The 23,203-nt window shown below is 63.5% G+C and carries 22 protein-coding genes; 14 read left to right on the forward strand and 8 right to left on the reverse strand.

The annotated features are described in order from the left end of the window. Positions 1–152 precede the first annotated feature (152 nt). Both ACFFJ6_RS03720 and ACFFJ6_RS03725 read left to right on the forward strand, forming a co-directional pair. A complete protein-coding gene (locus ACFFJ6_RS03720) occupies positions 153–983 on the forward strand; it encodes a universal stress protein (protein WP_378384489.1) in 831 nt (276 codons plus the stop codon). Between the two features lie 257 nt (positions 984–1,240). Then, on the forward strand, positions 1,241–3,007 hold the full coding sequence (locus tag ACFFJ6_RS03725; RefSeq protein WP_378384491.1) for a PHA/PHB synthase family protein: 1,767 nt from the start codon (positions 1,241–1,243) through the stop codon (positions 3,005–3,007). Here the strand turns inward: ACFFJ6_RS03725 and ACFFJ6_RS03730 are convergent. After that, positions 2,989–4,554: a bifunctional aminoglycoside phosphotransferase/ATP-binding protein gene (locus ACFFJ6_RS03730; RefSeq protein WP_378385720.1), complete on the reverse strand. Its 1,566-nt coding sequence runs from the start codon at positions 4,552–4,554 to the stop codon at positions 2,989–2,991. The two genes, ACFFJ6_RS03725 and ACFFJ6_RS03730, sit on opposite strands and share 19 nt — an antisense overlap. A gap of 231 nt (positions 4,555–4,785) precedes the next feature. Between ACFFJ6_RS03730 and ACFFJ6_RS03735 the strand changes: the two genes are divergently transcribed. Together ACFFJ6_RS03735 and ACFFJ6_RS03740 are read left to right on the forward strand one after the other, a co-directional pair. Then, positions 4,786–5,217, forward strand: a complete 432-nt coding sequence (locus ACFFJ6_RS03735; RefSeq protein ID WP_378384493.1) for a CBS domain-containing protein — start codon at positions 4,786–4,788, stop codon at positions 5,215–5,217. A 127-nt stretch (positions 5,218–5,344) separates the two neighbouring features. Beyond that, entirely contained in the window at positions 5,345–8,068 is a 2,724-nt protein-coding gene (locus ACFFJ6_RS03740) for a bifunctional acetate--CoA ligase family protein/GNAT family N-acetyltransferase (protein WP_378384495.1), read from the forward strand. A gap of 53 nt (positions 8,069–8,121) precedes the next feature. On the opposite strand, the gene ACFFJ6_RS03745 is transcribed toward ACFFJ6_RS03740, so the two are convergent. Continuing rightward, positions 8,122–8,532, reverse strand: a complete 411-nt coding sequence (locus tag ACFFJ6_RS03745) for a hypothetical protein (RefSeq protein ID WP_378384497.1) — start codon at positions 8,530–8,532, stop codon at positions 8,122–8,124. A gap of 175 nt (positions 8,533–8,707) precedes the next feature. On the opposite strand from ACFFJ6_RS03745, the gene ACFFJ6_RS03750 reads away from it, so the two are divergent. The 3 genes from ACFFJ6_RS03750 to ACFFJ6_RS03760 are packed head-to-tail and all read left to right on the forward strand — an operon-like array spanning position 8,708 to position 11,798. After that, the gene (locus ACFFJ6_RS03750; RefSeq protein WP_378384499.1) at positions 8,708–9,844 is read left to right on the forward strand and encodes an ABC transporter permease; all 1,137 of its coding nucleotides are present in this window, start codon (positions 8,708–8,710) and stop codon (positions 9,842–9,844) included. Between the two features lie 2 nt (positions 9,845–9,846). Beyond that, positions 9,847–10,623 carry an ABC transporter ATP-binding protein gene (locus tag ACFFJ6_RS03755; RefSeq protein ID WP_378384501.1) on the forward strand — a complete coding sequence of 259 codons (777 nt, stop codon included), beginning with the start codon at positions 9,847–9,849 and terminating at the stop codon, positions 10,621–10,623. A gap of 8 nt (positions 10,624–10,631) precedes the next feature. After that, positions 10,632–11,798 (forward strand): ABC-type transport auxiliary lipoprotein family protein, encoded by a 1,167-nt coding sequence (locus ACFFJ6_RS03760; protein ID WP_378384503.1) that lies wholly within the window; start codon positions 10,632–10,634, stop codon positions 11,796–11,798. On the opposite strand, the gene ACFFJ6_RS03765 is transcribed toward ACFFJ6_RS03760, so the two are convergent. Then, on the reverse strand, positions 11,761–12,054 hold the full coding sequence (locus ACFFJ6_RS03765; RefSeq protein ID WP_378384505.1) for a c-type cytochrome: 294 nt from the start codon (positions 12,052–12,054) through the stop codon (positions 11,761–11,763). The genes ACFFJ6_RS03760 and ACFFJ6_RS03765 overlap by 38 nt on opposite strands. Before the next feature lie 213 nt (positions 12,055–12,267). Between ACFFJ6_RS03765 and aadR the strand changes: the two genes are divergently transcribed. After that, the gene (gene aadR / locus ACFFJ6_RS03770) at positions 12,268–12,987 is read left to right on the forward strand and encodes a transcriptional activatory protein AadR (protein WP_378384507.1); all 720 of its coding nucleotides are present in this window, start codon (positions 12,268–12,270) and stop codon (positions 12,985–12,987) included. A 49-nt stretch (positions 12,988–13,036) separates the two neighbouring features. Beyond that, positions 13,037–14,287 (forward strand): cyclic nucleotide-gated ion channel, encoded by a 1,251-nt coding sequence (locus ACFFJ6_RS03775; RefSeq protein ID WP_378384509.1) that lies wholly within the window; start codon positions 13,037–13,039, stop codon positions 14,285–14,287. 33 nt (positions 14,288–14,320) lie between these two features. Here ACFFJ6_RS03775 and ACFFJ6_RS03780 read toward each other — a convergent pair whose 3' ends face one another. After that, a complete protein-coding gene (locus ACFFJ6_RS03780; RefSeq protein WP_378384511.1) occupies positions 14,321–14,626 on the reverse strand; it encodes a hypothetical protein in 306 nt (101 codons plus the stop codon). Between the two features lie 182 nt (positions 14,627–14,808). Here ACFFJ6_RS03780 and ACFFJ6_RS03785 point away from each other — a divergent pair, with 182 nt between their 5' ends. Beyond that, positions 14,809–16,920, forward strand: coding sequence for a molybdopterin oxidoreductase family protein (locus ACFFJ6_RS03785; RefSeq protein ID WP_378384513.1), 2,112 nt, complete (start codon positions 14,809–14,811; stop codon positions 16,918–16,920). 68 nt (positions 16,921–16,988) lie between these two features. On the opposite strand, the gene ACFFJ6_RS03790 is transcribed toward ACFFJ6_RS03785, so the two are convergent. Then, positions 16,989–17,252: a hypothetical protein gene (locus ACFFJ6_RS03790; RefSeq protein ID WP_054164155.1), complete on the reverse strand. Its 264-nt coding sequence runs from the start codon at positions 17,250–17,252 to the stop codon at positions 16,989–16,991. Positions 17,253–17,602: 350 nt separating this feature from the next. Further along, positions 17,603–17,995 (reverse strand): hypothetical protein, encoded by a 393-nt coding sequence (locus tag ACFFJ6_RS03795; RefSeq protein WP_378384515.1) that lies wholly within the window; start codon positions 17,993–17,995, stop codon positions 17,603–17,605. Positions 17,996–18,145: 150 nt separating this feature from the next. Here ACFFJ6_RS03795 and ACFFJ6_RS03800 point away from each other — a divergent pair, with 150 nt between their 5' ends. From ACFFJ6_RS03800 to ACFFJ6_RS03810, 3 genes are all read left to right on the forward strand, one after another. Then, positions 18,146–18,388 carry a hypothetical protein gene (locus ACFFJ6_RS03800; protein ID WP_378384517.1) on the forward strand — a complete coding sequence of 81 codons (243 nt, stop codon included), beginning with the start codon at positions 18,146–18,148 and terminating at the stop codon, positions 18,386–18,388. A gap of 231 nt (positions 18,389–18,619) precedes the next feature. Beyond that, entirely contained in the window at positions 18,620–19,252 is a 633-nt protein-coding gene (gene ureG / locus ACFFJ6_RS03805) for an urease accessory protein UreG (RefSeq protein ID WP_378384519.1), read from the forward strand. A gap of 226 nt (positions 19,253–19,478) precedes the next feature. Beyond that, a complete protein-coding gene (locus ACFFJ6_RS03810) occupies positions 19,479–21,134 on the forward strand; it encodes an HWE histidine kinase domain-containing protein (protein WP_378384521.1) in 1,656 nt (551 codons plus the stop codon). Positions 21,135–21,268: 134 nt separating this feature from the next. Here the strand turns inward: ACFFJ6_RS03810 and ACFFJ6_RS03815 are convergent, their stop codons facing one another. Both ACFFJ6_RS03815 and ACFFJ6_RS03820 read right to left on the reverse strand, forming a co-directional pair. Then, positions 21,269–21,814, reverse strand: a complete 546-nt coding sequence (locus tag ACFFJ6_RS03815) for a sigma-70 family RNA polymerase sigma factor (RefSeq protein WP_378384523.1) — start codon at positions 21,812–21,814, stop codon at positions 21,269–21,271. Next, positions 21,814–22,032, reverse strand: a complete 219-nt coding sequence (locus ACFFJ6_RS03820) for a NepR family anti-sigma factor (protein ID WP_378384525.1) — start codon at positions 22,030–22,032, stop codon at positions 21,814–21,816. Before ACFFJ6_RS03820 ends, ACFFJ6_RS03815 begins: the two co-directional genes overlap by 1 nt. 221 nt (positions 22,033–22,253) lie before the next feature. Between ACFFJ6_RS03820 and ACFFJ6_RS03825 the strand changes: the two genes are divergently transcribed. Beyond that, a complete protein-coding gene (locus ACFFJ6_RS03825) occupies positions 22,254–23,060 on the forward strand; it encodes a response regulator (RefSeq protein WP_378384527.1) in 807 nt (268 codons plus the stop codon). Positions 23,061–23,203: the final 143 nt, after the last annotated feature.

Below are 23,203 nucleotides of genomic sequence, written 5' to 3' on the forward strand. Positions count from 1 at the left end.
ATTGTGGCTGGAATATATCCGCCTGAAGACGCTGCACTTTGATCTAGCTCATCGTATCGGGGCGCCCGCCGCCCAAACATGGCTCCCCTGCAGCAAAGAGCCGTCCGCTCAAGACGATTAGTTCGGGCGAGCAGCCGAAAAGGGAGGTTCCGATGACGTATTCGACGGTAATGGTCGCCCTGCAATGCGACCAGCCGAATGCGTATGCGCTCGGGATCGCCGCAGAGCTGGCCGAGCGCTTCGAGGCACGGCTGATCGGCGTCTCGGCGTCCGACCTCAGCCCACCCCTGTATTATACCTCGGGAGACAGTGCCGAGCGGCTGCTGGAGCAGGGGATCGCCACCATCCGCAAGCGGCTCGCCGATCTGGAGACCGAGTTTCGGGACGCGATGCGCGGCCATGCCCGCGAACTCCAATGGCGCTCGGCGATCGGCCAGCCGGCCAAGTACATCGTGCAGCAGGCCCGCGCCGCCGACCTCGTCATCACCGGCGCCACCGACCGTGGAGCGCTGACAGACCCCTTCACCGTGACCGATCCGGCCGATCTCGTGATGCGGATCGGACGGCCGTTGCTGGTGGTCCCGACCGGCGTCTGCCGGGTCGATCTATCGAGCGTGCTCGTCGCGTGGAAGGACAATCCGGAAGCACGGCGCGCGATCGTCGATGCCCTGCCGCTGCTGCGCCAGGCGAGCCATGTCACCGTGCTGGAAATTGTCGAGGAAGACGGCGACCGCGCCGAGGCGCTGGCCGGCGTCCACGATGTCGTCGACTGGCTGTCCCGGCATCACATCCATGCGGTGGGCGACGTGCCCGCAGAGGCCGGCGATGTCGCGGCGCAGCTCGACAAGGTTGCCGATCGCGTCGGCGCGGGCGCCATCATTGCGGGGGCTTATGGTCACTCACGATTTCGGGAATGGATTCTGGGCGGCGTCACCCAGCATCTCCTCGAACAATCGGCCCGCTGCGTCTTTCTCGCCCGCTGATCCGGTTATGCGCCCGTCGCTGGTTACGTCGAATCCCGCATTGATCGCCATCAAGGCCTGCCCCGGCTCGGCTGCCAAGCTGCGGCGCAACGCATGCGTTACGCGGGTTTAACCATCGGACCAATCAGTGCGCTGCATCGACCTGTGACGATGCCATGACGGCCTCTTCATCCTATCTATCGAGGCGATAGCGCTGCCGCGCGGCGACGGTCGGCACTACCTTCGCCGTGATCCAAAGCTTACCGAACGAGGCGATGATGTTGCAGAAGCAGGCTCGAGCGCTCCCTGTCGAGGTTGGGTCGCCGCAGGCGGCCGCGCATGCGCGGGCCGTGGACAGCGATCGCGCGTTGCACGCGACCCTCGCGCCGTTGACCGGCGGGCTGTCGCCGACCGCCTTGTCGCAGGCCTACGCCGACTGGCTCGCGCACCTGTTCTGGTCGCCGGCGCGCCAGCGCGAACTCGCGCACGACGCGTTGCAACGGGCGTCGCGAGTCACCGAAGCCGGGTTGTTTCCCACTTCGCCGTGGTCACTGATTGCGCCGCAGCCTCAGGATCGGCGGTTCAGCGCGCCGGAATGGCAGCAGGCCCCGTTCAACCTGATGGCGCAAGGCTTCCTGCTTGCCGAGGAGTGGTGGCACAACGCCACCACGGGCAATCGCGGCGTGTCCCGTCAGAACGAGAAGATCGTCGAGTTCGCCACGCGCCAGATGCTCGACGTGTTCGCGCCGTCGAACTTCCCATGGACGAACCCGGAGGTGATCCGGCGAACGCTGGCCTCCGGCGGTGGCAATGTCACGGCTGGTCTGCACAATTGGTGGGAAGATCTGCTGCACACGGTGTCGCACGATCCGGAGCCGAATCCGGACTTCAAGGTCGGCCGCGACGTCGCCGTGACGCCCGGCAAGGTGGTTTACAGCAACCACCTGATCGAGCTGATCCAATATGCGCCGGCCACCGCGGAGGTGCGTCCGGAGCCGGTCCTGATCGTGCCGGCCTGGATCATGAAATACTACATCCTCGATCTGTCGCCACATAACTCTCTGGTGAAGTATCTGACGGAGCAGGGCTTCACCGTGTTCATGGTGTCGTGGCGCAATCCGACCGAACGGGAGCGCGACGTGTCCCTGGAGGATTATCGCCGGCTCGGGGTGATGGCTGCGCTCGATGCAGTCGGCGCGATCGTTCCAGGTCAGCGGATTCACACGGCCGGCTATTGTCTCGGCGGCACGCTGCTGTCGATCGCCGCGGCGGCGATGTCGCGCGATGGCGACGAGCGGCTGAAATCGATCACGCTGTTCGCCGCGCAGACCGACTTCACCGAGGCGGGCGAGCTTACACTGTTCATCAACGAGAGCCAGGTCGCCTTCCTCGAAGACATGATGTGGAAGCGCGGCGTCCTCGACACGAGCCAGATGGCGGGGGCCTTTCAGATCCTCCGTTCCAACGATCTGATCTGGTCGCGGATGGTGCGCGACTATCTGATGGGCGAGCGGTCGCCGCCGAACGATCTGATGGCGTGGAACGCCGACGCGACCCGAATGCCTTACCGGATGCACTCGGAATATCTGCGCAAGCTGTTCCTCGATAACGATCTGGCCGGGGGCCACTACATGGTCGACGACAAGCCGATCGCGCTGTCGGATATCCACACGCCGATGTTCGTGGTCGGCACCTTGCGCGATCACGTCGCGCCGTGGCGCTCGACCTACAAGATCCACTTGCTGGCGGATGCCGAGATCACGTTCTGCCTGACCGGCGGTGGCCACAATGCCGGCATCGTCTCTCCGCCGTCGCCCACGGCCCATGGTTATCAGGTGATGGTGAAGGAGGCCGATGGGCCCTATGTCGGTCCGGACGTCTGGCTCGCCGAAGCGCCGCACGCCGAAGGCTCGTGGTGGACCGAGTGGGTGAATTGGCTCGGCGTTCGATCCGGCGCTCCGGTGTCACCGCCGCAGATGGGGCTGCCCGGTGCGACTGTTGCGGCGCTTCCGGATGCGCCCGGGAGCTACGTGCTGCAGACCTGACCGGGAAGCCCCAATGCGGCTTCGGCGCGGGCCAGTGTCTGGCCCGGCGTGCCGGAGGCATCGATCATCGTCCAGCCGATTTCGCCCTGCTCATAAGCCTGCTGCTGCCGGGCGATCTCAGGCGTCGCGTCCGAGGCATCGCCGAGGCGGCCGGCGACACGATCGATCCTGATCTGGAGGTCGGCAACCAGATAGAGCCCTGCGACATCGACGCCGCGTTCCCGAGCGACGGCTTCGATCGCTCCGCGCTCCGCCGCCTTGGCGAACACGGCATCGACGATCACCGAACAGCCCTGGGCCAGAACGAGAGCCGCCCGCTCGGCAAGCCACCGATACACCCTGGCGGTGGCCTCGGCCGAATAACCCGAAGCCGGCAGCCGCTCCGTATCCGCAACCCCGAACAGTCGCTTTCGTGTCACGTCCGAACGCAGCACGATGGCACCCGGCAGCGGCGCCACATGGCTGGACAGCGCTCGTGCGAGCACGGATTTGCCGGTGCCGGACAGGCCGCCCACGGCAATCAGTCGAGGTCGCGGAGGCACGATGAGACGTTCCGCGAGAGCAAAATATGACAGCGCGATCTGCCGATTGCTGCGCTCGGTGTCTTCGTCCGCGGCCGGGCGCGACAGCATCACTTTGGCGCGGATCGCCGCGCGAAGCGACATCAGCAGCGGCAACGCCGCAAGCGCATCGCCGTGAGCCTCATCACCGACCGCGAGATAGCGGTTCAGCAATCCAGCCGCCGCATCGCCGCGGTCATGCTGGATTAGATCCATGATCGGGAAGGCAAGATCGTAGAGAACGTCCACCGATGCGAAGGCCGGATCGAATTCGATGGCGTCGAACAGCACCGGCGCTTCGTCGATCAGGACGATGTTGGCGAGGTGGAGATCGCCGTGGCACCAGCGCACGAAGCCCTGCGCGCCCCGTCGGTCGAGTAACGGGCGGACACGCTCGAACGCAGCCCGCGTGGCGTGATCCAGCGCCGTAACCCGGTCGGACGGAAAATGGCCGGCTGTGAAGGACGCGGTGTTGTCGTCGAGGATCGGCAGGAGCGATGCGATCCAGGTCGCGGTGTCGGCCTTCGGCGCCGCGCGGTGCGACGCTGCGATCGCGTCCGCGATGGCGTCGACCAGCGCGGGTGCGAGGGGCTGCTTCGTTGCAAGGTGGTCGACGGTGCGGCTTTCGTCGAAGCGCTGCATCTCGACCGCCCATTCGATCGGTTCACCGCCTCCGCCGATCTCGAACGTGCCCGCGGCGGTGCGTGTGACCGGCACGACGCGGCGATAGATCTGCGGTGCGAAGCGACGATTGACGTCGAGTTCCTGCTCGCAGGCGGTTTTCCGCCGCGCCAGCGTCGAATAGTCGAGGAAGGGGAACCGGACTGCGCGCTTGATCTTGAGAGCGCGGTCGCCGGCCAGGAAGACGGCCGCACCATGCGTATCGATCCGGGTCACCGCAGCGCCACCATGCGTGGCCGGGTCTGCCATGAATCCGAATATCTGCTCCTGCAAGGCGCGCTCGGAATCCGTCATCGGATCAGCCATGGCGAAGTCCGGGAACCTACGTGTTGTCCGGAATTGGATCAGCGTCGCGGGTGCATCAAGATGGAATTGCTGCAAGCATAACAAGAGGTCCGGGAAAACGAGGGCGGATTGACCTTGATCAATTCAATTCCTCAAAGCTGCGGTCAATTTGCCCGAAAGGGCGATTAGCAGGTGTCTCGATACACTTAACCTGTGCCCAGGACTGACGTTGCAGGCGATTGGAATCTGCTCTTGTACAAGTTTCTCGAGGCAACCGTTGCCGACCACATGACGCGTTCGGTTAAATCCGTATCGCGGGAAATGACGATGCGCGAGCTGGAAGACCAGTTCGAACGCGATGACTACAATGCCTATCCGGTGGTGGAGAACACCCGCGCCATCGGTCTGGTGACGAAGTACGATTTTCTCAGCTGCTTCGCGTTCCATCCGACCCAGATGCTGCCGCATTATGACGACCTGATGAATCGGACCGTCGGCGACATCATGACGCCGGATTTCATCTATGTTCATGCCGACACCAAGCTGACGCGGGTGCTGCAGCTCATGGTCGAGCACCAAACCCGCAGCATTCCGGTGTTGGAAGACGATCGAAAGCTGGAGGGCATCATCTCCCGCGAGGACGTGATCAAGGCGCTGGCGAGCTTCACCAAGACGGCTCCCTAGTCGCGCGGCGCTCGGCCGCGGCGGCCGGAATTGGAATCGGGCGCTTATTTGTACTACACAGTCGGTGGGTGCCGGGAATCGATGGATCCCGCAGACATAGGCCTCCGGCGCCCGGTGCCGAGGTGAGATGTCGACCTATCGATTAAACAATCTCCTGGCGCCCGCTGCGGTGGCGGTGATCGGCGCCAGCCCGCGGCCGGCCTCGCTGGGCCGCGCCGTCCTCGAAAATCTACGCAGCGCCGGCTTCAAGGGCGAGATCGGCGTGGTCAATCCGCGCTATCCCGAGATCGGCGGCTTCAAGACCGTTCGCTCGCTGGCAGATCTGTCCTTCGTGCCGGATCTGATCGTCATCACGGCGCCGTCGCGCTTCGTGGCCAAGATTGTCGCGGATGCGGGCGAACGCGGCGTCGCCGGCGCGATCATCATCAGCGCCGAGATGGGGCGCGGCAAGGGCTCCTACGCCGAAGCTGCCAATGTGGCGGCCCGCAAGTCGGGCATCCGGCTGCTCGGGCCGAATTGCCTTGGCCTGATGGTGCCGTCGTCCAATCTGAATGCGTCCTTCGCGGCCCACATGCCGCGCCGCGGCCATCTGGCACTGATCTCGCAGTCCGGCGCGATTGCGGCCGGGATGGTGGACTGGGCTGCCGTCAAGGATATCGGGTTCTCGGGTATCGTGTCGATCGGCGATCAGCTCGATATCGATATCGCCGACATGCTCGATTACTACGCGGCCGATATCGAGACGCGCGCCATCCTCCTCTACATCGAGGCGATCACCGACGCTCGCAAGTTCATGTCGGCCGCCCGCGCCGCGGCGCGCGTCAAGCCCGTGGTGGTGGTGAAGTCCGGACGTCTCGCGCATGGCGCCCAGGCGGCCGCGACCCACACCGGCGCGTTTGCCGGTGCCGATGCGGTGTACGATGCCGCGTTCCGCCGCGCCGGCATGCTGCGGGTTTTCGATCTTCGCGAGTTGTTCGACTGCGCCGAAACGCTGGGGCGAGTCAGCGCACCGCGCGGCAAGCGGGTCGCGATCCTCACCAATGGCGGCGGAATCGGTGTGCTCGCGGTCGATCGGTTGGCCGAACTGGGCGGCATTCCGGCGACGCTGTCGAAGGACGTCTGTGACAAGCTCAACGCGACGATGCCGCCGAGTTGGTCCGGTTCCAACCCGGTCGATATCACCGGCGATGCCGACGCCGAGCGCTACGCGACGGCGCTCGCCACGTTGCTCGCCGATCCCGGCAACGACGCCGTGCTGGTGATGAACGTTCAGACCGCCATGGCGTCACCGAGCGAGATTGCCAAATCGGTGATCAGGCTGGTCGGCGAGGAGCGGGTCCGCCGCGCGTTCTTCAAGCCGGTGTTCGCGGTTTGGGTCGGAGTCGAAGACTCCGTGACGCATGCGTTCGATGCGGCCGGCATCCCGAACTATCCGACCGAAGACGACGCCGTTCGCAGCATCATGAATCTGGTGCGCTACCGCGAAGCGGCGCAGCTCCTCACCGAAGTGCCGCCGAGCCTGCCGAAGGAGTTCGAGCCTGATACCGAGTCGGCTCGGCTGGTGATCGAGAAGGCGCTGGTGGAAGGTCGCTCCTGGCTCGATCCGATCGAAGTCGGCGCGCTGTTCGCTGCCTACCAAATCCCGATGGTGCCGACGCTCGCCGCGCCGAATGCGGATGCGGCGGTTGCCTGGGCCGAGCCGTTCCTGGCCCAGGGCGTGACCGTTGTGGTCAAGGTGATGTCGCGCGATATCACTCACAAATCCGATGTCGGCGGCGTGGTGCTGAATCTCACCAGTGCGGAGGCGGTGCGGTCCGCGGTGGTCGAGATTCTCGATCGCGCCGCGAAGCTGCGGCCCCAGGCGCGGATCGACGGGGTCATCGTCCAGCCGATGATCATCCGCCGCAAGGCGCGCGAACTCACCGTCGGCATCGCCGATGACCCGACCTTTGGACCGGTGATTGCATTCGGGCACGGCGGTACGGCCGTCGAGATCATCGATGACCGCTCGCTGGCGCTGCCGCCGCTGGATCTGCCGCTTGCTCATTCGCTGATCGCCCGCACCCGCGTCTCCAAGCTGCTGCAGGCCTACCGGGATGTGCCGGCGGTCAAGGACGGCGTGGTTGCGCTGACGCTGGTGAAGCTGTCGCAGATGGCGGCCGATTTCCCGCAGATCCACGAACTCGACATCAATCCGCTGCTCGCCGATGAAAGCGGCGTGGTGGCGATCGATGCGCGCGTGATGGTGCGGCAGGCGCAGCGGAAATTCGCCGGCCTCGGCAACACCACCTTCGCGGTGAAGCCGTATCCCTCGGAATGGGAGCGGCACCTGGAGGTGAAGGACGGCTGGCGCGTCCTGGCGCGGCCGCTACGACCGGACGACGAGCCGGCGATCCACGCGTTCTTGCAGCACGTCACGCCGGAGGATCTGCGGCTGCGCTTCTTCGCGGCGATGAAGGAGTTCAGCCACGCCTTCATCGCGCGGCTGACCCAGATCGACTATGCGCGCGCGATGGCGTTCATCGCAATCGACGAGGCCACCGGCGAGACGCTCGGCGTGGTGCGCATTCACTCGGATTCGATCTACGAGAGCGGCGAATACGCGATCCTGCTGCGCTCCGACCTGAAGGGGAAGGGGCTCGGTTGGGTACTGATGAAGCTGATCATCGAGTACGCCCGGGCCGAGGGGCTGAAATATGTCTGCGGTCAGGTGCTGCGCGAGAACTCCGCGATGCTGCGGATGTGCCGGCATCTCGGCTTCGAGGCCAAAGCGGATCACTCGGAGCCCGATATCCTCAACGTGACGCTGGCGCTGACCGAAGAGTCGGCGAGAGCGGCAGCGCGGGCGTAAGCCGCGACGTGCCGACGTCATGCGGATGAAACAAGTTCCGGGCGGGAAGGTGTCTATAGCCTGCTGACCGAGACGACGCGGAAAGTATGCATGTCGCCTTCTTCGCGGATCGACACATATTCGCCCTGGACGAAACGTTCGTCGCCGAAGTGATATCCGGCTTCGTCCGGGATCGCGGCGTCGGCCTCGTACTGAAAGGCCCACGAGCCGCCCGGTCGATGCACCAGATGCCCGAGGCTGTCGGCCTGCTGCGGCCGCTGCCGCGCAACCCGGCAGGCCTCGCGATGGCTGCGCCACGTCTCCGCATCGATCCGGTCGTTCTCATCCAGCGGCGCGATCAGGACATAAGCGATCTGCGAGGCGCCCTCCGGGTGACCCGGCTCGCGTGCAAGTTCGAGTCGAATTTGACGGAAGCGCGCAGGCAACGAGGTGTTGAGAATGGCGGACGGAGAGCCCTTGGTCATCGGATCGATCCTGTCGTCCTTGCTTGCTTGAAGCTTACGCAGCACACCGTCGCGATAATTGATTTGCGTCAATCCCATCTTGCGACGCAAGCTGCCGCCTCGACGGGCCGCATGGCGGCCGGCGATTCGCGAACGGAGCACCGGTGGTGAATTTGAAGGTCGGGGCGAAGCTGCCGTGAGTTCTGCGCCTGTATTGAATGCGGTGGTCGATGGCGATGTGCTCGAGCTGCATCCGGGGGGCGCGTGGACCGCGACGCATTCCGCCGCGCTTGAGGGGTTGTTCGCGGGAGTCGCTTCCCAGGTCGCCGCCGCAAGGTCGCTCAAAATCGACATGAGCGACGTTGCTGAAATCGATACGATCGGGGCGTGGCTGCTGGAGAAGGTCTCACGCGAGGCGGTTCAGGCGGGGCGCACTGCGTTGTTCGTCGGCGTCGGCGATCGCTACGCGGGACTGATCGAGGAGGTTCGTCAGGTCAATCGCCGTGGCCCGGTACCAAGGCCGAAGGTCAACCCGATCATCGCGCGCCTCGATCAGCTCGGCCGCTCCGCCTACAGCGCCACCCAGGATGTGTCGGTGTTTCTCGACATGCTGGGTGCATTGGCGATGGCGATGCTCGGCGTGCTGCGGCGCCCGCGGTCGTTGCGTCTGACCTCGTTGACGTACCAGGTCTACCGCGTCGGCTGGCAGGCCATCCCGATCGTCGTGCTGATCACCTTCCTGATCGGCGCCATCATCGCGCAGCAGGGCATCTTCCACTTCCGCAAATTCGGCGCGGAATCGTATGTGGTCGATATGGTCGGCATCCTGGTGCTGCGCGAGATCGGGGTGCTGATCGTCGCCATCATGGTGGCCGGCCGCTCCGGCAGTGCCTACACGGCCGAGCTCGGCTCGATGAAGATGCGCGAGGAAATCGACGCGCTCTCCACCATGGGACTCGATCCGGTCGAGGTGCTGATCCTGCCGCGCATCATCGCGCTGGTGATCGCACTGCCGATCCTCACCTTCATCGGCTCGATGGCGGCGCTGTATGGCGGCCTGCTCACGGCCTGGTTCTACGGCGGCATGATGCCGGCGGTGTATATCGCCCGGCTGCACGAGGCGGTGTCGCTCAACAGCTTCGAGGTCGGGATGTGGAAGGCGCCGTTCATGGCGCTGGTGATCGGCATCGTGGCCTGCAGCGAAGGGCTTCGTGTCCAGGGTAGCGCGGAGTCGCTCGGCCTGCAGACCACCACCTCGGTGGTGAAGTCGATCTTCCTGGTGATCGTGCTCGATGGCCTGTTCGCCGTGTTCTTCGCCTCGATCGGGATGTGACGATGGACGCGCTCGCCGAGCTCTATGCCATCCGCGTCTCCGACCTCGTGGTCGGCTTTGGCCGCCAGGTCGTGCTCGACCATCTGTCGCTCGACGTGCGTCGCGGTGAGATCCTCGGTCTCGTCGGTGCCTCCGGCGGCGGCAAGTCGGTGTTGATGCGCACCATCATCGGCCTGATCCCGAAGCAGAGCGGGCACATCGAAGTGATGGGCCGGGACAGCGAGCGCGGGCTCGGCCGCGGCACCACGATCGCCGCGACATGGGGCATTCTGTTTCAGCAGGGCGCGCTGTTCTCGTCGCTCACGGCGCGGCAGAACGTGCAGTTTCCGCTGCGCGAGATGCTCACGATGTCGGAGAAGCTGCAGGACGAGATCGCCACTGCCAAGCTCGAGATGGTGGGGATCGGACCGGACGATTGGGACAAGTACCCGGCGCAACTCTCCGGCGGAATGACCAAGCGCGTGGCGCTGGCGCGCGCGCTGGCGCTCGATCCGGGCATCGTCTTCCTCGACGAGCCGACCTCCGGCCTCGATCCGATCGCGGCCGGCGATTTCGATCAGCTCATCAAGACGCTGCAGACCACGCTCGGCCTCACCGTATTCATGGTGACGCACGATCTCGCCAGTCTCAACGTCGTCTGCGATCGCGTCGCCGCGCTGGCCGACGGCAAGATCGTCGCGATCGGCCCGATGCACGATTTGCTGCAATCCGAGCATCCCTGGGTGCACGCCTATTTCCACGGCAAGCGCTCGTCGATGCTGCAGCCCAAACAGGACTAGGACGCTCCATGGAAACCCGTGCTCCCTTCGTCGTCGTCGGTGCCTTCGTCCTCGCGGCCATCCTGGCGGTGTTCGGCTTCGTGTTCTGGCTGCACAACACCAGCGGCATCGGGGCGCGGACCAGCTACCACATTCAATTCCGCGATCCGGTGCCCGGCCTGCTGGTCGGCGCCGCTGTCTTGTTCAACGGCATCCGCGTCGGCGAGGTCACGGCGCTCAGCCTGGCGACCGACGATCCGCGCCGGGTGAATGCGACGATTGCGGTGGCGACCGACACGCCGGTCCGGCCGGACACCAAGGTGGGGCTCGATTTCCAGGGACTCACCGGCGTTCCGGTCGTGGCTCTGGAGGGCGGCAAGGATCTCACCGGCTCTGCCATCGCTACCACACTGGTCGCCGAGCCGGGTGCGGGACTCAGCATGACCCAGGCTGCGCGCGAGGCGCTTCGCAAGGTCGATACCGTGCTCGGCGAGAATGCCCAGCCGCTGAAGGATACCATCGGGAATCTGAAGACCTTCTCCGAATGGCTCTCCAGCAAGACCGGCGCGCTCGACGGTATTCTCGGCGGTGTCGAACGCATGACCGGCGCCAACGAGCCGGTGGTGAAGAAGGTGGTGTACGATCTGCAGCCGGCTTCCGGCTTTCCGCCGCCGACCGGCGCGATCAAGGGCCAGCTGACCATTCCCGAGCCGACCACCGTGGTGCTGTTCGACAGTCAGAAAATGCTCGTCGCGCCAAATCTCGACCTGCCGGCTTTCGCCGGCGCACAGTGGAGCGACAGCATTCCGAAACTGGTCCAGGAGAAGCTGATCCAGAGTTTCGAGAACTACGACATCGGGCATCCGCCGTTGCGGCCGAACGATGCGGTGACGCCGGACTATCAGCTGCTGATCGATATCCGAAGTTTTCAGATCGCGGGCGAAGGCGAGCCGACCGCCGATGTCAGCCTGGGGGCCAAGATCATCGACAAGAACGGTAAATTGGTTGTCGCGCGGCTGTTTCAGGAGACGACCAAACTCGACAAGCCGGACCCTGCCGCAGCGGTCACGGCCTTCGATGCGTCGTTCGACGCCGTCGCCAAGGCGCTTATTCCATGGACCATGAACAGCCTGTCGGGCGGCGGCGAGGCCAAGCCGATCAGTTCAGGCTCTTCAGGTACGACAAAAGGTCGTTGATCTCGTCGGGATCGAGTTCGAACGCCGGCATCTTGGAATGCCCTGTGTAGATTCCTTCGGCGAAGGCCTCGGCCAGCGTTTCGATCGGGTAACGGTTGTGCAGCGTTCGAAACGGCGGAGCTTGTTTCAGCCGGCTCTGCCCGGTGCGGCCGATCGCGTGGCAGCGGGCGCAATGCGATTTGGCAAAAACGTACCCGCGGTATTCGGTCCGAGTCGCGGCGTCGGCCGAACTGATCATCAGAAGCGTTGCCGACATTATAATAGCAGGGGTGAGTCGCATCGGGCGCTCGGTCCGGGAGGGGCGCTATCGAAACATCGACCATTCCGTGCACGGTCGGATACGGCCTTGATCTGTGTCAAGCTGTCTTGACGATTTACCGACATATTACCTTGTCGGGCGCATCGTACGTAGTCTTCGACGGCAGTGCGCGGCACATGATGTAAATCTGGCGACCCCATGGAGTGATGGATGCCGCACCTCGCTTTTCCGAACTCGACTTGCGACGGTTTTCGTTGCGCGACGCATTGTTCGGTTCGTCCCCTCGCGATTTGCGGCGAACTCGAGCAGCTCGAGCACGAAGAATTCGAGCGCCTTGCTCAGCACGTGCGCTATGGGCCGAAAGAGGCGCTGTTCTCGGAAGATGAAGTCGCCGACGCGGTGTACAGTCTGGTCGAGGGTATCGCGCGGCTCTACAAGCTGCTGCCCGACGGCCGTCGCCAGATCATCGGGTTCGCGCTTCCGGGCGATTTCCTCGGCATGGCGCCCTCGGCACGCTACTCTTTTTCGGCCGATTCGATCGGCGGCGTCACGGTCTGTAAATTCTTCCGTGGTCCGTTCATGCGATTCATCGAGAACCGCCCGCAGATGCTGCTGAGAATGAACGAGTTCGCCACCCGGGAACTGAGCCTGGCGCAGGATCAGATGCTGCTGCTCGGCCGCCGCTCGGCTGAAGAAAAGGTCGCGGCCTTCCTGGTCGGATGGCGCGATCGGCTCGCGCGGCTCGAAGGCGTTACCAAGACCGTCAGCCTGCCGATGGGGCGGCAAGACATCGCCGACTTCCTCGGCCTCACCATCGAAACTGTCAGCCGCACCTTCACCAAGCTGGAGCGGGAAAAACTCATCGTGATCGTCCCCGACGGGGTGCGCGTGTTGGATCCGAAGCGTTTCGACGCGCTCGCCGCGGCCTGATCCGGTTCGTCTGACGGCGCGTCCGCCTGAGGTCTTTAGAGGCCCACCGATGCGCCACGACCGCCCGCTCTACCTCAGAGCACGGCAATATTTCTACGAGATCCTGGAATCTCACGCGCAGAGCACGCCGATGGGCGTGTTCGTCAATCGCGTCATCGTATTCTTCATCATGCTCAGCGTCGGCGTCACGGTGCTGGAGTCGGTGCCGCATCTGCGCGATGACTACGGCGCGCTGTTCCGCGCGCTCGAATTCGTTTGCCTCGTGTTCTTCTCGATCGAGTATTACATCCGCATCTGGATCGCGCCGGAGCATGTGCCTTATCGCGAGATGAGCTCGTTGCGCGCCGGCTGGGCCTACATGACGAGCGCCCAGGGCATCGTCGATTGCCTCGCGGTGATGCCGCTGTGGGTCGCGATGCTCGGCTTCGACGATCTGCGGGTGCTGATCATCCTGCGCATTCTGCGCGTGCTCAAGTTCGCCCGTTACTCGTCCGGGATGCGCTCGCTGCTCGAGGTGCTGGAGGCGGAGCGACGCGCGCTGCTCGCCTGTCTGGTGATCCTCGGCTGCGCCACGCTGGTATCCGCCACCGCGATGCATATTGTCGAAGGCAATGTTCAGCCGGACAAGTTCGGCACCATCCCGGATGCGATGTGGTGGGCGATCGTGACCCTCACCACGATCGGCTACGGCGACGTAGTGCCGGCGACCGGTCTGGGCCGGATGATCGCATCTGTCACCATTGTCGGTGGCCTGATCATGATCGCCTTGCCGGTCGGCATCGTGGCGAACGCCTTCTCCGAAGTCATTCACCGCCGCGATTTCATCGTCAACTGGAGCATGGTGGCACGGGTGCCGTTGTTCTCCCATCTCACCGCCGGCGACATCGCGCATATCATGCAGTTGCTGCAGGCCCGGCAGATCGACCGCGGTGACGTGGTCTTCCGCCGGGGCGATCCGGCGACGGCGATGTATTTCATCGCCGAGGGCGATGTCGAGATCGAGCTGGGGCCTGAGGAGCGGGGGAGGCGCATCCGGCTTGGCGCTGGGCATTTCTTTGGCGAGATAGCAGTGCTGAAGCGCGTCGAGCGGTCCGCCACCGTAAAGGCGGTGTCGCGGGCTCGCCTGCTGGTCCTGGACGCCGCGGATCTACGCTCCCTGATCAGCCGCGAGCCGGGGATTGCTCGCAAGATCAACGAGATCGTCGAAGGCCGCACCGGACGGACTCTCAATCTGGAGATCGCCGATATCGAGGGCCAGGACGACGTCACCGCCGAGGCGCCGCTGGAAAAGATCGACTGATCTGCGGGGGGCTGCTACGTCGCGCCCGTCCGATCAGGACATGTCCCGCCCTGATGGTACGGCTGACGATCCGGACCGCTCCGGCTTCCGATCGGCTTCAGCCGGTTTGCGCGGAAAGCCCGCAGCGGACGCCAGAGACTTCTGGCCGGCGATCAAGTCCATCAATCGGCCCGCCGCATGCGCATAGGAACAACCTTTCGGCAGGCCGAATGCGTCGCAATGTTCCGGCGACATCCGGTCGCTTTCGTCCAACAGTTCGACGGCCGTTCCCCACCACCACGCTGCTGCCGGCGCGCGATCACTCTCCGGGACAGCCCGCCAGGCACGGAATTCCTGCATCAGTCGCTCGAATTGGACGATTTTTCCGGAGTGCACGCGCTGCTCGATCGTTGTTCAGCGCGGTAACCGCGAAGCAGCAAAGAAGTTGCCGATCAGCGCGGGAATTCGGACGCGGGCAGGGAATAGCAGTTGCAGGCTGGAAGCCGTTCTCAGCGGCGACCTGACATGCTAACGATTCGCATATGAACCCGCGTACCGGCATCGATATCCGCCATTCGACCTGCCCGCATGATTGCCCGTCGGCCTGTGCGCTCGACGTCGAGGTGATCGATCGTTCGACAATCGGACGCGTCCGCGGGTCGAAGCGTCAGACCTATACGGCCGGCGTCGTGTGCGCCAAGGTCGCGCGCTACGCCGAGCGCATCCATCATCCCGATCGCCTCACGTTCCCGATGCGGCGCTCGGGTCCCAAGGGCTCCGGTCAGTTCGTCCGCATCAGTTGGGACGAGGCGCTGGACGAGATCGCAGCCCGCTTCAACGCGGCGGAAGCGGAGTTCGGCGCCGAGGCGGTCTGGCCGTATTACTACGCCGGAACGATGGGCCTGGTGATGCGGGACGGCATCAACCGGCTTGCCAACGTCAAGAAGTACTCGCGGTTCTACTCGACGATCTGCTCCAACATCGCCTGGTCCGGCTACGCGGCCGGCACCGGCAAGGTCGCAGGCGTCGATCCCCGCGAGATGGCGAAGTCCGATTTGGTAGTGATCTGGGGGACCAACCCGGTCTCCACCCAGGTCAACGTCATGACCCATGCTGCGCGCGCCCGGAAGGAGCGGGGCGCCCGGATCGCGGCGATCGACATCTACGACAACGAAACCATGAAGCAGGCCGATATCCGGATCATCCTGCGTCCCGGCACGGACGGCGCTTTCGCCTGCGGCGTCATGCATGTGCTGTTTCGCGAGGGCTACGCCGACCGCGCGTATCTGGATCGCTACACCGATTGTCCGGACGAGCTGGAGGCCCACCTCGGGACCCGTACGCCCGAATGGGCGTCGGAGATCTGCGGCGTGCCGGTGGCCGAGATCGAAGCATTTGCCCGGGCGGTCGGCGAAACCAAACGCAGCTTTTTCCGACTCGGCTACGGCTTCACGCGCAGCCGCAACGGCGCCGCGCAGATGCATGCCGCGCTATGTATTCCTGCGGTCACAGGAGCCTGGCAATACGAAGGCGGCGGTGCCTTCTTCAACAATGGGGCGATCTTCGGCTTCGACAAGACGCTAATCGAGGGATTGGATTCGCTCGATCCGACCACCCGGGTGCTCGATCAGTCCAAGATCGGTCGAATCCTGACAGGTGATACCGAGGCACTCTGCGGCGGGCCGCCCGTCAAGGCCATGCTGATCCAGAATACCAATCCGATGACGGTCGCACCGGAGCAGGCCCTCGTCCGCGCCGGTTTCTCGCGCGAAGACCTGTTTGTTGCGGTCCACGAGCAGTTCATGACCGAAACCGCGCAAATGGCCGATCTTGTGCTCCCGGCCACGATGTTTCTGGAGCACGATGATTTGTACTATGGCGGGGGCCATCAGCACATTTCGGTCGGCACCCGCCTGGTCGACCCGCCGGGCGAATGCCGGTCCAACCACGAAGTGCTTCAGGGACTCGCGACGCGGCTCGGCGTGCGTCACCCGGCCTTCGAGATGACGCCGCGCGAAGTGATCGATGCGACGCTGAAGAAAAGCGGGCGCGGCACGATCGAAGAGCTGGAGGCTGATCTCTGGCGCGACCTGCAGCCGGAGTTCAGAACCGCACATTTCCTCGATGGGTTCGGCCATGCCGACGGCAAGTTCCACTTCCGCGCCGATTGGACGAACATCAAGGTGCCGCGGCAGTTGAAATTCGGGCCCTGGCAGCAGATGCCGAGCCTGCCGGACCACTGGGCCGTCACCGAAGAGATCGACGACGAGCACCCGTTCCGCCTGGCGACGAGCCCGGCGCGGAGTTTTCTCAACACGACGTTCAACGAGACGCCGTCATCACGCGAGCGGGAGGGAGCCCCGTCGGTGCTGATACATCCGGCCGATGCCGCCGCGATCGAGGTGGAAGAGGGGGATATCGTCACCCTCGGCAATAAGCGGGGTGAGACCAAATTGATGGCCAAGCTCGACGGTGGACTACGTCGAGGCGTCCTGATCGCCGAATCGGTGTTTCCGAACAGCGCGCATAAGGGTGGGATCGGAATCAACGTGCTGACCAGCGCGGATTCCGTTGCACCGCACGGTGGGGCGGCGTTTCACGATAATAAAGTGTGGATCAGGAAGGCTTTACCGGCGCCCGCGAAGCGCGACTGATATTCGAACCAGCGATCAGGCTGCCGATCGGCGGCCTGAAACGCGCTTCGCGAGGCGGTTTTAAGCTCTCAGCGCTGGTGGCCGAGGCCGATACCGAGCTTGAGCGCCTTCTGACGCAGCGAGCCGACGGTACGCTTGGTCAGCTTCGCGATCTCGGCGACCGGGGTCCGCGCCTTCGAGTGCGCGCGCAACTCCTTGATGTCTTCCTTGGTGTACTCGCGCCGAGTGATCTTCGTCTTCTTGGCGGGCTTCGCAGCGGTTTTCGCTACGGTCTTCGCCTTCTTCGACTTGGCTGCAGTCTTTGCAGTCTTGGCTTTAGCTTTCTTTGCCACGCGTAGGCTCCTTTAGTGAAGCGCCCTTCTACTACACTCGTTTCGTGTCGACAATTCTCAATTTCACGAAATCTAACTCACCACGGGCACGGCGGTTAGCAATCGCTTAAGTCTGCTTAGTTGAGATTTTGGCGAAAATCAGCACCGTCCAGGTAGTAAATACGGGGCTTGCGCTGATTGTTAGGATGCCGGTCGCGGGAATTGTGTCGATCTATGGCTGCTCATTCGCCCCGGGTGCGCTGATTCGTCACGATTTGCGCTGATAGCATCCGGCAGCGCCCGCGTGTCCGCATCGCGGGATATCCGTCCAACCAAAGACGTAGTCAGACTAACGGGGTGTCCCGAGGGCCTCAGCGGCGCGGCTTCAGCGGCTGCGACAGCAGCGATCGGGCGCGCGCCATGGTCTCGTCGTAGTACTTTTCGCGATCCTGCCGCAGCTTGACCTGCAGATTTCGGAATGCAGCAATGCGTTTTAGAATTTCCGCGCGCTCGGCCGCCTCACGCTTGGAAACGTCCGATCCTGCGGCATCTACGGGCCCGGGTGAGGCCCCGGCGGCCGACGAAATAGTCTCGCTCGCTGCCAAGTGTGTCTCTTCGGCCTGCACGGAAGAATGCGAGTAATGGGCTGATAGCTCAACCGGTTGCTGTTTGATCGATATCTGAGAAGCCGGGACGTGCGGTTGGGTGTCCAACGACGCGGAACGCGCGACGGGCTCGTTATTCAATGATTTCGATGAAGTCATTAGGGTCCTCTATCGGCATCATTCAGTCCGCCATTTGTCGTGCGTCAACCCGAATGCGCCGGTTTTCCTTCTGTCAGTGGATAAAACCGTGGGTCGCTTGCGACGAAAAGCGGTACCCGGTAGCCAAAGTTGCTGAACCGGAGATATGCGATGGCGAAGATTGATCTCGACGCACTCAGCATCGAGGAATTGGCGTCCTTGCGCGATGACGCAGCCCAAAAGTTGACCGAGAAGGTTGCCGCCCGGCAGGCCGAACTCGAAGCAGAGCTCGCAGCGTTGTCCCGATATGGGAAGTCGACCAAGAAACCGGTGGCCGAGCCTCGCAAGGAAACGGCAAGGCAAGCTCCCGCCAAAGATCCCGATCCGGCGGCGCCTTCGCCCAAGACGGCCTGACGCTCTGGCGATCGGAGAGTCTCTGGCCCAATCACCTTGATCAGGGACGGGGGCGAGACTTTGAGCCCGGGCACGTGGTAGCTGCACGACCGTCGTCGTTCGAGCCTGCGCTCATCAACCGACGACGTGACTTGCAATCTTCTGCTTCATCGTTCTTATTCCCAGCGCACGCGGTGTCAGCTTTTCTTGACGCTGCACCGTTCTGAAAAGCTGCGTCACTGGGAAACAGCCATGTCAGCTCATCACGGTCCTTTGCGCGTTGGAATAGGCGGCCCGGTCGGCTCCGGCAAAACCGCGCTGATGGATCTGCTCTGCAAGTCGATGCGGGACCGCTACGACATCGCGGCGATCACCAACGATATCTACACCAAGTGGGACGCCGAGTTTCTGGTGCGATCCGGGTCTCTCACGCCCGACCGCATCGCCGGCGTCGAAACTGGTGGCTGTCCGCACACTGCGATCCGCGAGGACGCCTCGATGAATCTCGCGGCCGTCGCGGACATGCGCAGCAAGTTTCCGGGGCTGGACCTGGTGCTGATCGAATCCGGTGGCGACAATCTCGCCGCCACGTTCTCGCCCGAGCTTGCCGATCTGACGATCTACGTCATCGATGTTTCTGCCGGCGACAAGATCCCCTCTAAAGGCGGTCCCGGGATCACCCGGTCGGATCTGCTGGTGATCAACAAGATCGATCTGGCGCCTCATGTCGGCGCCTCGCTGGAAAAAATGGATACCGACGCCCGCCGGATGCGCGGCGAGCGGCCTTTCATTATGACAAATCTGAAGAAGCAGGACGGGCTCGACCGGATCATCAGCTTCATCGAAGCCAAGGGCGGCCTCTCTCCGCAACCATCGACCGTCTGATGGCGCACCAAGTAACCCGTTGGCTTTTCGGTAAAAACCGCCGAATCCGGAACAATCACGGGTTACTCACGTTGTGCCGCTTCGGACCTGACACTCATGTTGTAAGGATGTCACCAGCAATGGTCCCAGTTGCCTCGTGGCCCGTCGGCTCAGCTGATGGACGCGAGCATCGGCATGTTGGGGCGGAGGGCAACGAAGTCCTGCGTCCGTTGATCGAGTAGAAGCGTTGGTTCGGCTGGGACTCATCATTGCGCTGGTTGCAATCGTCGGGATCCTTCTGTCGGGTTTTGCGGCGTTTCGCATCTATGACCAGGAAGCCGCGGTCGAGCGCATCGCGCTGGGCCGCGCGATCGATGTCCATGCCAGCCAGGTCCAGGATCGGCTGACCGAGCGGGAACTGCTCGGCCGCGTCGCGTCGGGCTTGTTCCGGACTCCGGCGATCATCAAAGCCGATATGTTGAAGCCGCTGCGGTCGTCGATCTATGCGTTCAAGACCGACTTCCTGCTGGCGAGCTGGGTCGTGCGGCTGAAAGGCCCGGAATTTACGGCTGCCGAGACGGAGCTGGCAAATGCCGGCTTCACCGATATCAAGATCCGTCATTCCGACGGATCGTTGATCGATCCGGCCACCCAGGATCAGCCGCTCGACGTGGTGATGGATATCGAGCCGCGAAACGACGAAACCATCAAACTTCTTGGCAGATCGCTGGACGATCATCCGGTGCTCGGCCAGATGTTTGCCCGCTCGCTCGCGGACGGCAAGCCCGAAGCCTCGGATCCGGCGCGTCTCCAGGTCCCCGGCGCGCCGATCGGCATCGTTCTCGCGGCGCCGGTCATGAGCGAAGACGCGACCGAGGCCGTCGGGTTCATCACCTTCTCCTACGACCTGTCCGCGCTGATGCTGACGAACGACGACATGTCGCTGTTCTCGGTGGTGCTCAAGGACCCGCGGCAAGCGAATGTCGAGCTGGTCGCCGACGAACACGGCAAGGTCAGCGAGCGTCACGCCAATCCTGACGGCCCTCAGCCGACCGTCATCAGGACGGTGACATTTGGCGATCGCGACTGGTCGCTGGCTTACTACGCCAAGGTGAGTCCGTATGTCCGCGCCCAGCAGGTCGCCGCGATCGTCGCGGCGATCGGACTGGCGCTGACCTTCATCGTCTGCGGTTTGTTCGGTTATGTGACCAACAGCAATATCCGGCTGCGCCGCGAAATTGAGATCAGGATCGGGTTCGAGCGGCGGTTGACAGCGGTCATCGACGAACTCAATCATCGGGTGAAGAACATCCTGGCCGTCATCCAGTCGATTGTGACGCGGACGCTGCGGCACGGATCGGATATGGACGTCGCCCGGGAGCTGCTGATCGGACGAATTCACGCCATGTCCAACGTGGTTTCGCTGCTGAGCGAAAGTCAGTGGCAGGGCGTGATGCTGAAGGGGTTGTTCGAAGCCCGCGCGATCCCTCATGCCGACCGCATTGCGGTGAACGGGCCGGATATCGCCGTCAGCGCGCGGGCGGCGCAGAGCCTGTCGCTGTTGTTCTTCGAGCTCGCCTCTCACTCCGACGAGGGATTGTCGCTGGTCGGCAAGCATCCGCATATCGTCGCGAGCTGGGAAGTCACGGGAGATGGCGCCGACTCGATGTTCAACTTCCGCTGGGAGGAGTTCAACACCAGCGAAGCGACGCGCCGGCCGGACAGCGAATTCGGGGTGATCCTGCTGGATCGCGTCGCGCCGGAGGCCCTCGGTGGTAGTGCCAAGCGCTACTTCACCGACGTCAGCTATGTGTATGAGCTGACCGCTCCGATGGAAACCGTCGTCGACATGAACGAGCGCGACCGTACCGGCCAGATTTCCGCGCCGCTTCGCCGAAGCTGACTTCCTTATTCCTTGACGCCGATCGTTGGTGGTCCGCCCGGCCCATCGACAATGCGCTAGGCTAGAAACAGCACGCAAGAAACAACGAAGCGGCCCGTAGGCCGCTTCGCGTGTCATGGGGAAAGCGATAAGGATTAGCCGTTGCTGCCGATCACGGCGCGCACCGTGTCGTCCGGCCCGAAGTCTTCGGCTCCGTCGACATAGAGCAGGGCGCTCAGCTTCGATCGGGCACGATTGACGCGGCTCTTGATCGTGCCGACGGCGCAGCCGCAGATCGCGGCGGCATCTTCGTAGGAGAAGCCCGAGGCGCCCACCAGGATCAACGCTTCCCGCTGGTCCTGCGGAAGCTTGTCCAGTGCGGCCCGGAATTCCTCGAACTCCAGATGAGCGTTCTGCCCCGGCTGAGATTTCAGCGTCTTGGCATAGCTTCCATCGGCGTCTTCCACTTCGCGACGACGTTTTCGATAGTCGGAGCGAAACAGATTACGCAGGATCGTGAACAGCCAGGCCGGCAGGTTCGAACCCGGCTGGAAGGAATCGATGTTGGCGAGCGCGCGCAGTAGCGTTTCCTGCACCAGATCGTCCGCACGGTCGCCGTTGCCGCTCAGCGAGATCGCGAAAGCGCGCAAACTCGGAACGGCGGCGAGAATATCGTCTCGCAGAGAGTCTGTGAGAGGCATTAATCCCTCCTCTCGCTGTCGACTGCTGCCGCCTCGCCTTGCTGGGGCTCGTCGAGCCGCTTGATCAGCTCCGCGAACCGATCGGGCACGCCCTGTCGAACGACGTCGTCGTACATCGCGCGCAATTGGTGGCCAATCCGCGCCTGAATCTCTTGGTTCAGGCCGCCTTTACTGCCAGGCGCCGACTTCTTCATGGTGTTAGCCTTGAATTCTGCCATGACTGATCCAATGTTTTCCCCATGGTCAAGTCCCTGAAAATCTAGGGTTTTGCTTGATTTTTGAAGGTTTTGCCGTGTCACTGGGAGCCTAATTCGACAGCGGCTCTAAAGTTCCGCGCACGATGGAACTTTTCGCCATGTCGGGCGTAGGTGATGCTGCAGGGGAGGCCGGCCGCCCCGATGGATCACGGGCCGAGACAAGCTTCGAGATTGGAGTGGGGATGTCGAGATCGCAATTGGTTGCTGAGCATTTGCCTTTGCTGCGCCGTTATGCGCGCGCGTTGACGGGGAGCCAGGCCTCCGGCGACGCTTATGTGGCGGCGATGCTGGAAGCGCTGCTTCAGGACCCGAGCCTGCTGGATGAACGGCATGGACCGCGCGCCGCGCTGTTCCGGCTGTTTGCCCAGATCTGGAATTCGGTGGCTCTCAATGACGATTCGGAGATCCGCTCTCTGCCGATGCCGTCGGAGCGTCGTCTGTCGGCGATCACTCCGCTGCCGCGACAGGCATTCCTGCTGTTGTCGCTCGAAGGCTTTTCCGAAGAGGAAGTCGCCTTCGTTCTGCATACGGACGTCAGCGAGGTTCGGCAGCTTGCCGACGCCGCCGGCCGCGAAATGGCGGAAGAGATCGCGACCGATGTGCTGATCATCGAGGACGAGACCTTCATCGCGATGGATCTCGAGAGCCTCGTCAAGAACCTCGGCCATAACGTGATCGGCGTCGCCCGGACGCATTCCGATGCCATCGCGCTGGCGCGAACCAAGAAGCCGGGTCTGATCCTGGCCGATATCCAGCTTGCCGACGGCAGCTCCGGTCTCGATGCCGTGAACGAACTGCTGAAGACGTTCGAAGTGCCGGTGGTCTTCATCACCGCCTACCCGGAGCGCTTCCTGACCGGCGAGCGCCCCGAACCGGCGTTCCTGATCTCCAAGCCGTTCCAGCCCGCGATGGTGTCGGCGGTCGCAAGTCAGGCGCTGTTCTTCCAGCGCAACTCGCGTAACCGCACGCCGAACGCCGCCGTATCCTAAGCTTCGCGACTCCAACACAGCCGCTCGCGCCCGATAGGCGCGGGCGGCTTGTCTTTTCTGAAGGGCTCAGGCTGCGCCATGTCCTGCGACGGCTGATCGTGCATCGGCGCCGGCAGCGAAAAAGAACAGGGCGCAGCTGGCAT

The sequence above is a fragment of the Rhodopseudomonas telluris genome (assembly GCF_042432815.1).
In the GTDB taxonomy this organism is placed as follows: domain Bacteria; phylum Pseudomonadota; class Alphaproteobacteria; order Rhizobiales; family Xanthobacteraceae; genus Rhodopseudomonas; species Rhodopseudomonas telluris.

What these genes read in the sequence shown, in the direction of transcription:
- ACFFJ6_RS03825 (WP_378384527.1), top strand. Translation starts at nt 22,254, where the DNA reads ATGTCGAGATCGCAATTGGTTGCTGAGCATTTGCCTTTGCTGCGCCGT.
- ACFFJ6_RS03745 (WP_378384497.1), bottom strand. Translation starts at nt 8,532, where the DNA reads ATGACCAAGGGCTCTCCGTCCGCCATTCTCAACACCTCGTTGCCTGCG.
- ACFFJ6_RS03775 (WP_378384509.1), top strand. Translation starts at nt 13,037, where the DNA reads ATGCGCCACGACCGCCCGCTCTACCTCAGAGCACGGCAATATTTCTAC.
- ACFFJ6_RS03720 (WP_378384489.1), top strand. Translation starts at nt 153, where the DNA reads ATGACGTATTCGACGGTAATGGTCGCCCTGCAATGCGACCAGCCGAAT.
- ACFFJ6_RS03820 (WP_378384525.1), bottom strand. Translation starts at nt 22,032, where the DNA reads ATGGCAGAATTCAAGGCTAACACCATGAAGAAGTCGGCGCCTGGCAGT.
- ureG (WP_378384519.1), top strand. Translation starts at nt 18,620, where the DNA reads ATGTCAGCTCATCACGGTCCTTTGCGCGTTGGAATAGGCGGCCCGGTC.
- ACFFJ6_RS03725 (WP_378384491.1), top strand. Translation starts at nt 1,241, where the DNA reads ATGTTGCAGAAGCAGGCTCGAGCGCTCCCTGTCGAGGTTGGGTCGCCG.
- ACFFJ6_RS03800 (WP_378384517.1), top strand. Translation starts at nt 18,146, where the DNA reads ATGGCGAAGATTGATCTCGACGCACTCAGCATCGAGGAATTGGCGTCC.
- ACFFJ6_RS03740 (WP_378384495.1), top strand. Translation starts at nt 5,345, where the DNA reads ATGTCGACCTATCGATTAAACAATCTCCTGGCGCCCGCTGCGGTGGCG.
- ACFFJ6_RS03815 (WP_378384523.1), bottom strand. Translation starts at nt 21,814, where the DNA reads ATGCCTCTCACAGACTCTCTGCGAGACGATATTCTCGCCGCCGTTCCG.
- ACFFJ6_RS03795 (WP_378384515.1), bottom strand. Translation starts at nt 17,995, where the DNA reads ATGACTTCATCGAAATCATTGAATAACGAGCCCGTCGCGCGTTCCGCG.
- aadR (WP_378384507.1), top strand. Translation starts at nt 12,268, where the DNA reads ATGCCGCACCTCGCTTTTCCGAACTCGACTTGCGACGGTTTTCGTTGC.
- ACFFJ6_RS03785 (WP_378384513.1), top strand. Translation starts at nt 14,809, where the DNA reads ATGAACCCGCGTACCGGCATCGATATCCGCCATTCGACCTGCCCGCAT.
- ACFFJ6_RS03765 (WP_378384505.1), bottom strand. Translation starts at nt 12,054, where the DNA reads ATGTCGGCAACGCTTCTGATGATCAGTTCGGCCGACGCCGCGACTCGG.
- ACFFJ6_RS03755 (WP_378384501.1), top strand. Translation starts at nt 9,847, where the DNA reads ATGGACGCGCTCGCCGAGCTCTATGCCATCCGCGTCTCCGACCTCGTG.
- ACFFJ6_RS03780 (WP_378384511.1), bottom strand. Translation starts at nt 14,626, where the DNA reads ATGCAGGAATTCCGTGCCTGGCGGGCTGTCCCGGAGAGTGATCGCGCG.
- ACFFJ6_RS03760 (WP_378384503.1), top strand. Translation starts at nt 10,632, where the DNA reads ATGGAAACCCGTGCTCCCTTCGTCGTCGTCGGTGCCTTCGTCCTCGCG.
- ACFFJ6_RS03730 (WP_378385720.1), bottom strand. Translation starts at nt 4,554, where the DNA reads ATGGCTGATCCGATGACGGATTCCGAGCGCGCCTTGCAGGAGCAGATA.